Below are 15331 nucleotides of genomic sequence, written 5' to 3' on the forward strand. Positions count from 1 at the left end.
TTATTGCCCATAGGGGTCGGCTGCATCGCGCAGGCCATCGCCGAGGAAATTGAAGGCCAGGACAGTGAGAACCACCGCCGCGCCCGGCGAAAGCAACCAGGGGGCCAGCGAGATTGAACGCAGGTTCTGGGCATCCTGCAGCAGCACGCCCCAGCTTACCACCGGCGGCCGCAGGCCCAGACCGAGGAAGCTCAGCGCGGTTTCGCCCAGGATCATTTCTGGAACGGCCAGGGTCAGCGCCGCAATGATATAGGAGGTCATCGAGGGCAGCATGTGCTTGGTGATGATGCGGTATTCGGTTGCCCCGGCCAGCCGGGCCGCCATCACATAGTCCTCATTGCGAATGGCCAGGAACTGCCCGCGCACCACGCGCGCCAAATGCGTCCAGCCGATCAAAGCCAGGATCAGCGTTATCAGCACATAGACCACGATAGGATCCCACGCGATGGGCAGCGCCGCCGCCAGCCCCATCCATAGCGGGATCGTGGGCACCGACCGGATCAGTTCCATCAGGCGTTGGATGGAGTTGTCGATCCAGCCACCAAAATAGCCCGAGATCGAACCCAGCGTCAGGCCGAGCACAAAGGCGAAGATCACCCCGATCAATCCGGCCGACAGCGTCACCCGGCCGCCATGCATCAGCCGCGAGAACACATCGCGCCCCAGATCGTCGGTCCCGAGCAGGTTGATCTGCTGCCGCCTGTCATCGACGCCGAACAGGTGAATATTGGACTGAAACAGGCCAAAGAAATTGTAGTCGTCGCCTTGATGGAACAGCCGGATTGGCAGCACGGTTTCCGGGTCCGTCTCGTAGATGACCCGCGCCGTTTCGGCGTCCCGCTCGCGCGACAGGCCATAGACGAAGGGGCCGACGAACTTGCCTTCATGGAACAGGTGTATGCCCGTAGGCGGCGCCAGCGTCCTTAAGCGCTGCACCTCGAATGGCGCATAGGGCGCCACCATGTCCGCGAACAAGGCGCACAGTGCAAGAATGACTAGGAACCACAGCGACACCACAGCCAGGGCGTGTTTGGAAAAGCGGCGCCAGATGAGTTGCGCCGGCGTGGCAGTATAGAGATCTTCCTTGCGGTCCTTGGCAGGCGCAGCGGTCGAGTTGATGGTCTGATCGGTCATGGCCAATCCCTCACGCGTTGCGGATGCGCGGGTCGAACCACGCAAGCAGGATGTCGGAGATCAGCGTGCCCACGACGGTGAAGACGCTGAGGATAAGAATGAAGCTGCCCGCCAGATACATGTCCTGCATCTTGAGCGCCTGGAGCAACAACGGCCCGGTAGTAGGCAGGTTGAGAACAACCGCCGTGATCACGTCACCGGAAAACAGCGCCGGCAAGGCCCAGCCAACGGTCGAAATGAACGGATTGAGCGCCACGCGAACCGGATAGGTCCAGACCACGCGGGCTTCGCTCAAACCCTGTGCATATGCCGTTTCAACATAGGGTTTACCCAGCTCGTCCAGCATGTTGGCGCGCATCACGCGGATCAGTCCCGCTGCGCCGCCCGTCGCGAGCACGACAAGTGGAATCCAGAGGTGGCTCAGGAGATTTCCGAGCTTGGCGAAGCTCCAGGGGGCATTCTGATATTCGGGCGAGAACAGCCCGCCCACATCCATGTTGAGATAGGCGAAGGCCAACCACATCAGGATCAGGGCCAGCAGGAAGTCCGGAATGCCTTTGCCCAGAAAGCCGAACACCGTGAACAGGTGATCCAGAAACGAATATTGCCGCGACGCCGAATAGACGCCGACAGGGATGGCAATTGCCCAGGTCAGCACCAGACTCGCCGAGGATATCGCCAGGGTCAGCATCAGCCTGTCCCAGATCAGGGTCGAAACCGGTGCATTCCACTCCAGTGAATAGCCGAAATCGCCGCGCAGCACGATATCGCTGATCCAGCGCCAATATTGCACGATCATCGGGTCGTTGAGCCCGAACTGGTCGCGCATCATCTCTTCCTGCAGCGGCGAGATGTACTCTCCGGCATGGCGCAATTGCGCGGCATAGGCGGTGACATAGTCGCCGGGCGGAAGCTGAATGATCACGAACGAAATGAACGAGATGAAGATCAGCGTCGGAATCGCCAGAAGGGCGCGGTTGCCGATAAATGCGAGCATGGTGTGGGGTCTCCAGGCCGGGCGTCATCCTCACATGACGCCACAGCAAGCCGGGACGGGCGAACCCGTCCCGGACAGGGTCTTTTGCTTTAGTCCTGTTCGAGCCAGAACTGCTGGGTGCGCGCCAGGCCCACACCGCGGAAGATGTCGTCCTGCACAAGGTTTGCCTGCACATTGTGCATCTTGTCCGAGACGATATTGACCACGGTACCGGCACCATAGACACCGATTACCCAGCCCTGATTGACGAAGATTTCCGCCATCTGGGAGACATAGTCATCGGCGACTTCCACCGATGCCGACTGCGACGCCTGATCCCAGAGATCATAGATCTGCTGCAGTTCAGCGCTCGGCTCCATGCCTTCGGCGCCATCGGTATTGTACCACTTGAAGCTCTGGTTGGCGTAGCCGTCCGAGCCCATGATGCGGCGCGGATCGGCCGGCACATAGGTCAGGCGATCGAACGGAATCCAGTGCATCTGGAAGTCGTTATTGGCGCGATTGTTGTCCCACTGGGTCCGGTCGATCACGCGGGGCAGGAATTCGATGCCGACATCGGCAAAGTTTTCAGCCAGAAGTTCAAGCGTTTTGGCGTGAGCGGCGTCATTGGCCTCTACCACCAGGCTGAACCGCTGCCCATCGGGCCGCAAGCGGAAGCCGGCACCATCGCGTTCGCTCAGCCCCGCTTCATCAAGCAGTTCGTTAGCCAGATCGGGGTCGTATTCGGTCCAGTGGTTCGACAGCTCCTCGCTGTAATAGGGGGACCCCATCACCGGCGCGGTCTGCAGTTCCTTTGCCAAACCCGATTGCGTCAGCTCATTGATCAGTTCCCGATCCACGGCAATCGACATGGCATGGCGTACTGCCTCGGTCTCGAACAGCCCACGCAGAACCTCGTCCGTGGTGTTCATATTGGGCACCAGCGACCACACATTGGAGTCCAGGCCGGGCACGATGTGATAGCCGCCGCGCTCCTCGTTCTCCTTGTAGAAGGTGTAGTTATCCAGGCCCATATAGCGCGCCTGCATGTCGATCTGGCCCTGCGCCACCATCAGGTTGAGCGTTTCGGGATCCTGGAACAGCCGGTGCTCGATGCGATCGATATAGGGGAGCTGGTTACCCTCCTGATCCACGGCATAGTAGTACGGGTTGCGCACCATGGTGACGGTTTCAGCCGGCGCGGGGGTCTCGATTTTCCAGGCGGTGATGACCGGCAGCTCCGGATTGTTCCACCAGCCGGTCAGGGCGCCCTTGGAGCCCCAGAGGTCAGTCCAGGCCGCGACATTGTACTTCTCGGCTGCTGCCGCGAGCTCTTCTTCGCTGGCATATTTATCGTTGTACTGGCTCAGATAGTGCTTGGGAAACAGGAAGCTGGGCCGGTCAAGGCTGGGTTCGCCGGTGGAATCCTTGGCCAGGATCTGCAGAAAATACACATAAGGCTGGGCGAATTTGATGGTGAAGGTCCGCTCGTCCTGAACCTCAAGCTCAAGCGGCACGCCGCCCGGGGCAAAGGTGGGGTCAATCGTCGGCACCAGTGCAGGATTGAGGAAAACGTCGTTATACCAGAACTCGACATCCTCGGTTGTGACCGGCATGCCATCGGACCACTTCAGGCCCTCGAGAAGTGTGAATGTGAATTCGGTCGAATCCTCGTTGACCGAATAGCTCTCGATATAGCCTGGGGTCAGCACTGCCGTGCCGTTCTCATCCGCGGTCCATTTGAGCACACGCTCTTCCATGAGCTTGGTAGGACCCCAGCGGTCGCCCGGACCGCTATAGGCGCGGCGCCAGGTGCCGCCATACTCGCCCACGCTGAGGGCTTCCACCACAGTGGGGTTTTCCGGGAGCCGTTCGTCAACCGGTGGCAACTCGCCCGACTCGACCATCTCCGCCAGCATCGGCGCCTCCTGGAAGGCCCAGGGCGAGCCGGCCATCGCCGTTGACGACAGAGCCGCTAGGGCAATCGCCGCAACCCAATTCTTGGTATTCATAGGCTTCTCCTCAAATCATCGCGCCGGGCCATCTGAGATGGCATCCGCAGCGCGGTTCTCATTTGTGGAGGGCGACACAGCAATGAAAATATTTTCATTACGCATTCTCCTCCCTCTCCTGCCCCCGCTTCAAGTGCCCGCGTTATTTCTCGCTTATTCGGCATATCAAGCTGTAGCGAAGTGCATATTCGCTTCCGTCGGCCCCAAGTGCAATATGAAACAATTTTCATAACAGCGAGTGAGCGATCGTGCGCCACCCAACACTCGAAGCTTCCATACAAGAAACTCAAGCGGATCAACACGATAGGGACTGAGGTCGGCGACCGGGCAGCTGGAATGCGCTGCGGAAAAAATTCCCCAAACGGTTACTTAGAGACCCGCGCAGAGTTGTGAGAAGGTAGAATCTGATGCGGTTGGGAACAGGGGGCGGAGCGGCCAAGCCGCATATGAGGCTGTCTTGCTTTGGCGTGCCGCAAGCGCTGAACGTGGACGACTGGACGCTCAGTTCAGCGCCCGCACGCTGCCGCGCACGGTCAGCCGACAACCCAGCTCAAGACGATTGGCCGGCATGCCCTTATCCGCCGCAACAATCCGCTGTTCGAGCAGGTTGAGCGCCGAAAGCCCGATATAATCCAGCGGCACGGTGACTGTGGTCAGCGTCGGCGCGGTAAATTCGCCCATCGCGACGCCGTCGAAGCCAACCACAGAGACGTCTCTTGGCAGCGCATATCCGGCTTCCTTGAGTGCCGGAATGACGCCCAGAGCAAGGTTATCGGCAGCGCAGAAAATCGCGGTTACCCCGCCAAGCCCCTCGTGCTTGGCGACCCAGCGCTTGATTGCTGCAGCCCCCATGTCAGGAAAATAACCTTCGGCGTGATGCACATAGGCCGTCTCAAGAGACAGTTCATTGGCGCGAAAGGCATCGAGAAAGCCGTCGCGCCGCCGCCTGACAGTGCCACGCCCCTCCCAGGTCAGGTGCATGATCGAACGATGCCCCTGCTTGATCAGCCAGTTGGTGGCAAAGCGCGCCGCAAACCTGTTGCCCGGCGTGACGCTGTCGATCTGCATTTCATAGTCTTCGCCATTCATCAGCACGGCAGGAATGCGCGAGTTGGCGATGGCCCGCAGCAGATCGGGCCGGTCATCGCTGAGCAGCAATATGCCATCCACCTCGGCCTGCCGGGCCTGCTCGACAAGTTTGGCGCCGCTGAAATTTGGCGTATCCACCTCGATCGGCAGCACCCGGATGGAGCGCCGCTCACATTCGCGCATAAGTCGGCTCAGAAGTGTCCAGGAGAACAGATTGTGCTGGTTGTTCGGCAACGTATCGCTCGGCACGGCCAGCATGAGGCTGCGCAGCACGGCAATGGAGGCCTTTTCGCGCCGCCGTGCCAGGTAGCCGAGTTCGCTTGCTGCGCTCAGGACGCGATCACGAACTTCCTGTGAAATGGTCGCAGTACCATTCAGCACATGGGAAACGGTAGATCCCGCCACCTCTGCGCGCGCCGCAATGTCCTTGATTCCAACTTTCCGATTCACAAAGCGTCCAGTCACTTACCTGGGAGTGGAGTACCTTAAGCATGCAGGTCACACCGGCGATACCCACTTCACACAAGGCCGACGGAGAGCTCAAGGCCCAGAATGATCGAATAGTGGTTTGGGAAATTGGCGCTGAGCCATTCGAACAAGAGGAAGAGCGGAATAGCGCCCAGTGCCGGACCCCAGAGCCGGTTGGCCCCACCCAGTAGCGCCATGATCAGCGTCAGGTCCAGCGTGGTGCCTGGATGGCCCCTACCAGGGTGATGATGGTGGCGCTGACTGCAAAGAGCGCGAGCTTTACGCCGGCAATGTTGATGCCGGTATGGGCAGCCACGGTCTCGTCGTCGCCAATGACCTTAAGTGCCAGCCCCAGCCGCGAGCGAGAAATGAACCAACCAATGGCAATGGTGACGGCAGCGACGGCCAGCAATTGCCAGTAGATCTGCTCGGCCGTGATGGGCAGGAAGATATAGCGGCCCAGCGTGCCGGTGACATTGACCTCGTACCAGGTGACGAGCTGGCGGATCAGCTCGGCCATGCCAAATGTGAAGATCACGAAATAAACGCCGGCCAGACGCAAGGTGGCGAGGCCGACAAGCAGCGCCACGGCCAGGCCGATGGCGGCAGCAACCAGCAGCGCCGCCCAATAGGGTAGCGTTTCGCTTAGGACCGCCACGGTATAGGCGCCGATGCCAAAGAAGGCGACGGTGGCCAGCGAGACATAGCGGGTGGGGCCGGAGAACAAGGCCCAGGCACTGGCCAGCGCGACGTAACCAGTCATGCCGAGAAGCAGGCCAACACCATAGGCGCCAAGCTGGGTTGGCATCCAGGCCAGGGCCGCCAGACCCAGGGCAACGAGAACAAGTCCAATTATGGTGCGGGTCATCGTCCGGCAGCCTTTCCGAAGAGACCCGCCGGCTTCCATAGAAGCACGCCGAGGAAGATGAGATAGGTTGCGGCCAGGGTCAGGCCGGGATCAACATAGGTGGCCACCAGGGTTTCAACAACGCCCAGCAGCAGCCCGGCGACCAGTGCGCCCATAAGATTGCCGAGACCGCCCATGATGACGATGACCAGCGCCTTCATGGTGAAGACCACGCCCATGGAGGCGTTGAAAGTCTGGTACATGGAAATCATCACGCCACCGGAAGCGGCCAGCGTGGTGCCGAGCGCGAAGGCGAAACGGGCTGTGCGGGTCACATCAATGCCCACCAGCGGCGCGGCATTGGGATTGACGGCGATGGCCCGGATAGTGGTGCCCCAGCGGGTGCGCGTCAGCACAAAAAACAGGGTTGCACCAATGATGACGGCCAGCGCAAAGGCCAGAAGGCGATTGGCGGCGACATTGGCCCCCAGCACGTTGATGCCGGTATTGAGGAAATTGTAGCTGGTATAGTTGGAGCCAAAGACCACCAGCATGGCGCCCTGGATCACGAACAGGAGCCCGAAGGTGGCGAGGATGGAGTCCACTTCCAGCGTGCCGCTCTTGGATGAGCGGGTCACCAGCGGCTGCATCATAACGCCGTAGATGACGTAACCGAAGAAAAAGGCAACGGGCAGCACGATGGCCAGACCGAGAATCGGATTGATGCCCAAGGTCGAGAACAGCAGGAACGCGGCGAAGGCAGCGAAGATGAGAATTTCGCCATAGGCGAGGTTCATGATGCGCGAGATGCCGTATTGGAGCGTCAGCCCCATGGCGACCAGCGCATAGGTGCCACCCAGCACCAGCCCGGTTATCAGTGTCGTGATCATTGTTTTATATCCAGTCCGGCATGGCACTTGTCGCCGCGCGGGATCAGTATTGCATTGAGTAGTCCAGCGCCCCACCCCTGCCCCCTCCCCGCCGGGGGGAGGAGACGCTGAACATCAGGTTCAGTGGGTGAGTTGCGGCTTTACTGCGCGGGCCAGGGGGCCTTGGGCAGCTTGGGCGCAACTGCGCCTTCGCGGTCAGCGGGGCAACGGCAACGAAATTGCCATCCTGCCACTGACCACCGAACCAAAGCGTGCGCAGCTGGTTATCTTCGAGCTTGACCTCGCCCAGCACGGTTTCGAACGTGCCGGTGGAGAGTTCTTCTGAGACGGCTTCGCGATCAAGACCACGACGCTTGATGGCTTCTTCGAGCATCTGAAGGCTGTTGTAGGTCACGACCGAACCCCACCAGTCCGGCGCCTGACCGATGAAATCGGTATGGCGGGCGCGGTAGTCCATGACGGCTTGGTTGTTCACGTCGATACCGCCAAGGCTCATGATGCCTTCGATCTTGTCGCCATTATTGGCGGCATAGACCGGGAAGCCGACACCCACGCCCAGATAGAGCACTTTGGGATTGTAGGCAGCGACCTGAGCCTGCTGGGTCAGCGCGAAGGTATCGGGCGGATAGGAAAAGGCCACGAACGTATCGGCGCCGGACGCGGCGGCTTCGTTCAGCATCGGGGTGAAGTCGGTGGTGCCGACCGGATAGGTCACATCGTAAGCGATGTTGATGCCGGCATCGGCAAAGGATTGGCGAGCGGCGGTGATGAGATCAATGCCGAAGCCGTCAGCGACAGAGATGACCGCAACATCATTGTTGATGGTACCAGCTTCCTTCTGTGCGGTCAGGATTTCGGCCAAGGCTTCGGTATAGTCATGGCCACCCCCGAGCATCCAGAAGCTCTTGTTCCAGCGCTCAACGAATTCGGGGGCCTTATCGGTTACCGAGGACACGGCCAGCTGCGGATAGCCGAACCGGTCAAACAGCGGCGCAACGGCGAGGTTGAAGCCAGTGCCCCAGGGCGGCAGGATGAAATCGACCTGATCCTGGGTGGCCAGACGCTCGACGGCACGCACGACTTCTTCGGAGGCCGAACGGTCATCATATTCGATTACTTCGATGGGCAGGCGCGTGCCATCGGGCATCTCGAGACCACCGGCCTCATTCACTTCATGCACCCAAAGCTGATAATTGGGCAGGGTGGTGATGCCAGCGCCACCGGCATTGGCGCCGGTCTTGGAAATGGCATAGCCGATCTTGACCGAGGTGCGGTCCTGGGCCGACACGGCGGCCACGCCAACGCTGGCGAGCAGGGTCGCGGCAAGACCAATGGCGCGCAGGGCGGACCTGCGGGAAAACAGAGTCATGAGTTCCTCCTGTGGGCCCAGTTTCGGGCCGTTGGTGCCGGGACAGTTTTGACTGTTCTCCGGCCACTGAGCGAACGCTACACGGGAATCTGACCGCGCCAGAATAGACTTTTTGCGGAGAAACTTGTACTTTTGCCGGAATTGGGAGGGATCAATGCCGCTGTCGGACAGCAGTTTGAATTTTCGGCCGGGTGTCGAGCTGGCGCGCGAGCTGGATGGACAGGTAATCGCGACGACGCTCGATACGTCCCGCTGGACCCTGCCGGGAGGACACAATTGCGTCTTCGTGCTGATTGCGGGCTCGGGCACGGTGACCACGGGCGGTGAGGCCACGCAACTTCAGGCGCCGAACCTGATCTGGATTCCCGCCCATCAGCAGGCTGAGCTGGTGTTGCTGGCGGGTTCGCGCGGCGCCTGGCTGACCATGTCCGATGCCGCTTTGGGGCAATTGGCCCTGCCCGGTCACATTGCAGAAGACATGCGGCGGCTCGCGGCCCGTCCACAATTGGGCACGCGGATAGAGCGCGATGTGGCTGCCCGGCTGTCAACTCTATTCACACTGATGACCGAAGAATTGCGCGCCAGTGCCGCCGGGTCGGAGGATATGGTGCGGCACCAGTTGGCCATTGTTGCCATTCTCTTGTGGCGCATATCGGATCAGGCGCCATCCACCCCCCGCCCAGCGCCGCGCACCATTGTGAGCAACTTTCTCTCCATGGTGGACCAGCAGATGCGCAGCCATTGGTCGGTAGCCAATTATGCGCGCTATCTGGGAGTGAGCGTCGACCGACTGACCAGCGCGGTGCAACGCGCCACGGGACTGACGCCGCTCGGCCTGATCCACGCTCGCCTCTTTGCCGAGGCGCGGCAGATGATCGAAAATTCCGGCATGCAGATTGCCGAGATTTCGGTGCATCTGGGCTTTGACGACCCGGCCTACTTCTCGCGCTTCTTCAAGCGGCTGAGCGGCAAGTCTCCGCGGCAATACCGACTTGAGGCGGCCGTAAGTCAGGTCCGCGATGGTGGATCCTATGCAGCCTGGCCCTAGCTCCAAACTATCCTTGGCTCACCTAGGTCCTATTGACAAAGGATGGCATCCATAGCTTTGCCCATGCACGGTACTGTTGCCTTGTCGACTTGAGACCGGCGGCCAGGTGATGACCGCCTATCGCGCCTTTCTCTCTCCCAAACTCATCGAGCAGATCGCTTCTGGCGAAAGTGGCTTCCGCCCTCTGGTCGGATTGGAGAGGCGGGCCACGCAAGACCTCGGCCCTCTAGAGGCTGTTGATGGTCTCGGCCAAGGCATTGGCACAAGAGTCGCCCGCGCTGCCCACTGGAGGTTCGATACCGACCCCGGCCAATAATGCTCAAGGCTTATCGAAGACCTAGTTCAGCGTAACCTCTGCCTTGAAGACGACCCCGTTTTGAACGTCCTGCGACCATTGCCCGTCCAACTGCATGACCATTGCATTGATGAGTTTGCTGCCCATCCGCTGAACAATCTCCTCCGGTCGGTATCCCACCCCATTGTCAGCAACTTTGAGCAGCGCCTTTCCGTCAGTTACGGGCTGCAAACTGACGATCAGCTTACCCTGCTCCCCACCAACAAATGCGTGCTTGAGCGCATTGGTGACCACCTCATTCAAGAGCAGCGCCAAGGGTGTGGCTCGGTCGTGGTCTATTGCGATAGGAGCAATGTCGAGCTCAAGAATGGCAGGAGACCCGTAAGCTTCCACCAGTGGCTCGACAATTGAAGCTACAAACGCTGATGCCTCCAGGGCCGCATAGGCATCGTGGTGGTACATGTGTTCGTGAACCGAAGACATGGCGGCAAAGCGCAAATGGATGTCCCGCTTCACGTCCCTAGGCAGATCCTGCATCCGAATGAGTGATTGCATCGACTGGAGGTTGTTTTTGACACGATGATGTATTTCTCGGAACATCAACGTGTTGGTTTCCAAGGCACGTTCAAGTTCTTCTCGTCTCTGATTATCCTTGAACAAAAGTCGCACAATGCCGACAGCCGCTAGCGTCAGTCCCAGGCCTACAGGGATGATCAGAAGAAGCACTGCCCCGACGCCGCGCCAGAAGCGATCAAGCGTCTCGGACATGCTGACCGAGGCGACGGCAATCAAACTTGTATCTGGAACGGCAGCATAACCAATAATCCGCGCCTTTTGATCCACCGGCGATATCGCCGCGTATGTGCCGGTCTCCGCGCGAGGCAGGTGATCTGTGAAAAGTACGTGCTCGCGGAGGTCCATAGGTCCCTCGGCTTTCGGAAAGCGACCGACGAGCATTCCGTCCTCGCGCACGATGCTGACGGTCGAGCCGGGATCCAGTGCGAGGGAGTCCAGAAGTTCGCCGAGAAGATCGACGTCGAAAGAGATGACCGCTACCCCGGCGAAGTCACCGCCGCGCTCCAGCCGCTGACTAAAGGCAAAGATCTGCGATCCATCCAGGCGGCTAATCAGCAGCGAGGACGTGTAGAACGGTTCCCCAGAGGCCGGAACCGAAAAGTAATCTCGGTCACGAATATCTATGTCTGCGAAGCCAGGATCCGTAGTGTATAGCGTTCGTCCGGCTGCGGAGACAATGTAGGCCTTGGCGCTGACGGGTAGCCCTTCAAGCGCCTCTTCAATTTGAGACTGCGTTTCGCCGCTACCTGGCGTCGGATTCGCTTCGAGCGCCAGGTCCATCCGGTGCAGAGCCTGCTCGGCGACTTCAACGATCCACCCGGTATTGATCTTTACAGCCTGAGCTGCGGCGATCGCGGACGCGGCGGCCCGACTTTCGGTGTCTTTATGCCATTGGAATATCAGCGCCCCAACGACGAAGAACAAGAAAACGAGGCTCGCGACTATGAACGCGATCGCAGCCTTGGATGAACGAACGACTAAACCTGCAAGCAATTTTTCCCAGATCCAAACAGGATGCGATGATACAAGAACCAGCTACGACTTGGACAGACAGATGGATCAGGGCCTGAACAATGGAAGCAACCACGGGCACTGAGGAACAGCTCCAAGCGCATCCGCGAAGGACGAAACCATAAGCTAACCAAGTCGTTCCGCCCCCCTACGGGATAAGTTGCAACCGCCAGTGTCCGCGGGTGTGCCAGAATTTAAGGCTGATAACCCTACTTTCTCCGCGCAGCAACCGCTCGATAGGGTGCAGGAGCTTTGCCCTCGGCTGTCACGTCCTGAAATGCTGACCGATCTCGGCGAAGAGCTCGAGGTCGGCAAGGGAGTCGCCGAGTGTCGTCTTGTTGGGCGTACCGTTGAAGACGCTGTCAAGGAAAGCGCCAAGCTCGATGCGGAACGGGTCTTCGTAGACCGGGCCGAACACTTCCGTGCCGGTTTCGGTCGCCGTTGAAGACGTGATTTCCAGGCGTGTCGGCAGGTTGCGGATATAGGGTGTGTCATAGTTGAGCTTGAAATGCTGAGACTGGGTCAGCACTTCGATGCCGGCGTCGAAGCGCGAGACGTCGTCGATGACTGCCTCGTAAAGGGCGGTGAAGTGCCCATAGTCGAAGAGCGCGATGACGGTTTCTCCGTCGTGCTGGGTGGCGTAGCGGACCTGCCGGGGCAAGCCCAGGAGATCACGCATGGCCGAAATACTGTGCGAAGAGAGGCCGGTCAGGACCTGATAGGCGCGAAGCGCATCGGGGGGGCAATCCTCACCCATGACCGAGCGGAGTATTGCCTGGGTGCGGGCCCGGCCAGCGGCGATGAGATCGGGCGAAACATCGTCAGGCCTGAAGACGTTTCGCGTTTGCGCCACGAAGAAGGGCGCCTCGCGGATGATGTCACGGATACGGACGTGGCGGATCGTATCGAGAGCCGGCAGGCGGTTCTTGAGTTCGAGAAAGGGCCGCGAGAAGCGCCGCATATAGCCAACAAAGACCACCTGGCCGGGACGCTGGGGAATATCGAGGATGGGGCGCAGCTGGTCGGCGGTCAGGCAGGCCGGCTTTTCGATAAAGACATGCTTGCCCGATCGGATCGCCTCGGCCAGCAGATCGGCATGGAGGTGATCGGGCGTCAGGATGAAGACCGCATCGAGCCTCGGATCAGCGATCAGCGCCGCAGCATTGTCGTGGCGCGTGGGCACGCCATAGCGGCGGGCGATATGTTCGACAAGGCTGGGCGACACATCGGTGATCGCGGCAATGGAAAAATGCTGGTCATCGGCCAAAAGCGGCAGATGCATGAGTTGGGCGACTTCACCCAGGCCGATCAGGCCCACTTTAAGAGCCTGAGTCATTTGGCGATGGCGTTCATATAGGCAAGATTGCGGGTGGCGAGTTCGAGCGGCGTTTCTCGGGCATCGGCGGCGACATCCTGTTCCACCACGACTGGGCCCACAAAACCGCGCGCTTCAAGCAGGCGCATCACCGCCTGGATATCCACCACCCCGTCCGGCAGTGGACACATCACCCCAGCGTCATAGGAGTCGGCGACCGAAAGCTCACCCTCGAGCACGCGTCGGCGCACCGCCCCATTAACGTTCTTGAGATGCATATAGGCGATGCGGGGAAACACCCGTTCCATATAGGCCAGCGGATCCTGGTCCCAGAAGGCATGGTGGCCGGTATCAAAGCAGAGCGCGATGTCGGTCTCGGCCAGCAGGCGGTCGATCTGAGTTTCCCGCTCGATCGCCGTGCCAATATGGGGGTGAAAGCTGAGCTGGAGCCCGTATTCGCCCTCGACCAGCGCCTGCCCGTCCCGGACCATCTGGATCAGGCCCACCCATCCGGCGTCATCGAGCACGCCTTCCTGTCCCTTGGGATACCAGTTGCTTTCGTCCATGATCACCAGGTGCTTTGCCCCCAGCGAGACCAGCAGCGACGCAAGTTCGCGCAGCGTCTGCATGAGAACGGGCGCTGAAGTGGCGTCGCCGAACGTGTGAACATGAGTTGCCCCGATAATCTCGAGGTTGCGCGCTGCGAGTTCGGCCTTGAGCAGTTCCGCGTCCTTGGGCAGGAAACCGAAGGGACCCAATTCGGTACCGCGATAGCCTGCTAGCGCCACCTCATCGAGATAACGCTGCCAGCTATAGTCATTGCCCGTCGGATAGGTGATGCCCCAGGAACAGGGTGCGTTGGCGATAAGCATGGTTACGCTCCGATGTAGATGGGATTGCCCAGGGCTCTGCGGATAGGCTGATCCACGAGGTCAGCACCCTTAAGCTGCCAGGGGAGTGCACGCCCCTCGAGCGCAGCAGTGAACTCGGCGATTAGTCGCGCGCGGCTGGCATCACCGGCGATGATTTCGGCCCGAATGAATTTCTGGACGGGCGGCAGTGGTATGCCGGCCGACCAATCATCGCTATCAATTTCAAGCTTGGCGACCAGCCCCGTCGCATCGATCAGCACCAGAAGGTCACCCGCCGCGCCACGCGCCACCACCTCGACCTCGGCGAGCGCGCGTGCCATGCCCCCCATCACGATGTCGCCCACGCGCATTTCCAGATGGGGGCCCGTCGGGCTTTCCGTCACATAGCCGCGTCCAGCCTTCATCGCTGCCAACACGGCGTCTTCGCTCAGTTCGGGCAGGAACAGCACGGTCGTGGGGCGTGCCAACACCAGCGGACCCTCGGGCATCAGCCGGTCAGGCTGGTGATAATCGGACCCACCGATGGCCGAAATCCGCAGCCCGGCAGCAAGCCGCTGCTGGTAGCGCTCAAGAGAAATCCAGTTCCAGGCCAGCCATGTCGATTGCCAGACTTCCTGGCAGTCGGCGACAGGAAATTCATAGTCCCAGGGGATCGTGGGCTTGTCGTGATTGATCGAAAGCAGCCCCCCCTTCTCGTGCACCAGCCTTTCGAGCACATGGGCATCACTGGGTTGGGTCATGCGGAAGTCGACCCAGTCATCCATGCCGTAGACATTGGCGTGCCCTACGGCGGTCGTGACCTCCATGGCGCGCACGAAAATCAGTTCGGGCGAAGACTGTGGGTGGAAATACCGCCTCTGTGTGATGGTGTTGTGGTCGGCAACAGCAAGGAAATCGAGCCCGGCCTGTTTGGCCGCAGCATGCAGCAGTTCGGGCGAACCCTTGGCATCGGAATGGAAGGTATGGCAGTGCAGATCGCCCCTGTACCAACCTGGTTCGGATCTGACCGGAAAGGTGCGCGCCGGCTGCGGTTCGAGCCGGCGGTGAGCGCTGTCGAGCGTGATGGTAACGGTGACGTCCGCTCCCGCCACGGGGACCTGATAGAGTCCGAGAATGACGTTCCAGGTGCCGGGCTGAATCTCGCCATGGATATAACCCGGCGTGGCGTCGTCGGTCGCGATGAAAAAGCGGTCGCGCGCGCCCCCGCTCCAGCCGCGGAAGCCTTGCTGGGTCGGATAGCCGGTGTCACGCGGATCAAATGCCCCCAGATCGATGATACAGTCCTCCGCCTTGGCATAGCTAAGGACGACATCGATGCGGGTCGTGGCCTCGGGAACATCGAAGGGGATGTAGAAATAGGGGTTTGCGGCCTGGTCGGCGCGGGTGACATGGGTGGTGATCGTGGTCATTGACGTTTCTCGACGTGCAG

10 protein-coding genes and 2 pseudogenes are annotated in these 15331 nt (G+C 60.2%); 1 reads left to right on the plus strand and 11 read right to left on the minus strand.

Features of this window, described 5'->3' with window-relative positions:
* From GGR20_RS02720 to GGR20_RS02750, 7 genes and pseudogenes are all read right to left on the minus strand, one after another.
* Entirely contained in the window at window positions 1-1134 is a 1134-nt protein-coding gene (locus GGR20_RS02720; RefSeq protein ID WP_183309674.1) for an ABC transporter permease, read from the minus strand.
* 10 nt (window positions 1135-1144) lie between these two features.
* A complete protein-coding gene (locus GGR20_RS02725) occupies window positions 1145-2131 on the minus strand; it encodes an ABC transporter permease (protein WP_116588787.1) in 987 nt (328 codons plus the stop codon).
* 89 nt (window positions 2132-2220) lie between these two features.
* Window positions 2221-4122 (minus strand): ABC transporter substrate-binding protein, encoded by a 1902-nt coding sequence (locus GGR20_RS02730; RefSeq protein ID WP_183309675.1) that lies wholly within the window; start codon window positions 4120-4122, stop codon window positions 2221-2223.
* Window positions 4123-4623: 501 nt separating this feature from the next.
* Window positions 4624-5661 carry a substrate-binding domain-containing protein gene (locus tag GGR20_RS02735; RefSeq protein WP_183309676.1) on the minus strand — a complete coding sequence of 346 codons (1038 nt, stop codon included), beginning with the start codon at window positions 5659-5661 and terminating at the stop codon, window positions 4624-4626.
* Between the two features lie 68 nt (window positions 5662-5729).
* Window positions 5730-6547: pseudogene (locus tag GGR20_RS02740) on the minus strand (branched-chain amino acid ABC transporter permease).
* Complete coding sequence (locus GGR20_RS02745; RefSeq protein WP_183309677.1) at window positions 6544-7416, minus strand: branched-chain amino acid ABC transporter permease; 873 nt, start codon at window positions 7414-7416, stop codon at window positions 6544-6546. The pseudogene GGR20_RS02740 and the gene GGR20_RS02745 overlap by 4 nt, the downstream one beginning before the upstream one ends.
* A 140-nt stretch (window positions 7417-7556) precedes the next feature.
* Window positions 7557-8785 (minus strand): annotated as a pseudogene (locus GGR20_RS02750) (amino acid ABC transporter substrate-binding protein).
* Window positions 8786-8939: 154 nt separating this feature from the next.
* Between GGR20_RS02750 and GGR20_RS02755 the strand changes: the two are divergent.
* Window positions 8940-9833: a helix-turn-helix domain-containing protein gene (locus GGR20_RS02755; protein WP_183309679.1), complete on the plus strand. Its 894-nt coding sequence runs from the start codon at window positions 8940-8942 to the stop codon at window positions 9831-9833.
* Between the two features lie 337 nt (window positions 9834-10170).
* On the opposite strand, the gene GGR20_RS02760 is transcribed toward GGR20_RS02755, so the two are convergent.
* The 4 genes from GGR20_RS02760 to GGR20_RS02775 form a co-directional block, all read right to left on the minus strand.
* Window positions 10171-11628: a sensor histidine kinase gene (locus tag GGR20_RS02760; protein ID WP_183309680.1), complete on the minus strand. Its 1458-nt coding sequence runs from the start codon at window positions 11626-11628 to the stop codon at window positions 10171-10173.
* 352 nt (window positions 11629-11980) lie between these two features.
* On the minus strand, window positions 11981-13051 hold the full coding sequence (locus tag GGR20_RS02765; protein WP_183309681.1) for a Gfo/Idh/MocA family protein: 1071 nt from the start codon (window positions 13049-13051) through the stop codon (window positions 11981-11983).
* Window positions 13048-13902: a sugar phosphate isomerase/epimerase family protein gene (locus tag GGR20_RS02770; protein WP_183309682.1), complete on the minus strand. Its 855-nt coding sequence runs from the start codon at window positions 13900-13902 to the stop codon at window positions 13048-13050. The genes GGR20_RS02765 and GGR20_RS02770 overlap by 4 nt, the downstream gene beginning before the upstream one ends.
* A 2-nt stretch (window positions 13903-13904) precedes the next feature.
* Window positions 13905-15311: a CehA/McbA family metallohydrolase gene (locus GGR20_RS02775; protein WP_183309683.1), complete on the minus strand. Its 1407-nt coding sequence runs from the start codon at window positions 15309-15311 to the stop codon at window positions 13905-13907.
* Window positions 15312-15331 lie beyond the last annotated feature (20 nt).

This window comes from Devosia subaequoris (genome assembly GCF_014197055.1).
GTDB classification, from domain to species: Bacteria; Pseudomonadota; Alphaproteobacteria; order Rhizobiales; family Devosiaceae; genus Devosia; species Devosia subaequoris.

Bases quoted from the DNA above. Each gene is read 5' to 3' on its own strand.
- GGR20_RS02720 (WP_183309674.1), bottom strand. From the start codon at position 1,134: ATGACCGATCAGACCATCAACTCGACCGCTGCGCCTGCCAAGGACCGC.
- GGR20_RS02725 (WP_116588787.1), bottom strand. From the start codon at position 2,131: ATGCTCGCATTTATCGGCAACCGCGCCCTTCTGGCGATTCCGACGCTG.
- GGR20_RS02730 (WP_183309675.1), bottom strand. From the start codon at position 4,122: ATGAATACCAAGAATTGGGTTGCGGCGATTGCCCTAGCGGCTCTGTCG.
- GGR20_RS02745 (WP_183309677.1), bottom strand. From the start codon at position 7,416: ATGATCACGACACTGATAACCGGGCTGGTGCTGGGTGGCACCTATGCG.
- GGR20_RS02755 (WP_183309679.1), top strand. From the start codon at position 8,940: ATGCCGCTGTCGGACAGCAGTTTGAATTTTCGGCCGGGTGTCGAGCTG.
- GGR20_RS02765 (WP_183309681.1), bottom strand. From the start codon at position 13,051: ATGACTCAGGCTCTTAAAGTGGGCCTGATCGGCCTGGGTGAAGTCGCC.
- GGR20_RS02770 (WP_183309682.1), bottom strand. From the start codon at position 13,902: ATGCTTATCGCCAACGCACCCTGTTCCTGGGGCATCACCTATCCGACG.
- GGR20_RS02775 (WP_183309683.1), bottom strand. From the start codon at position 15,311: ATGACCACGATCACCACCCATGTCACCCGCGCCGACCAGGCCGCAAAC.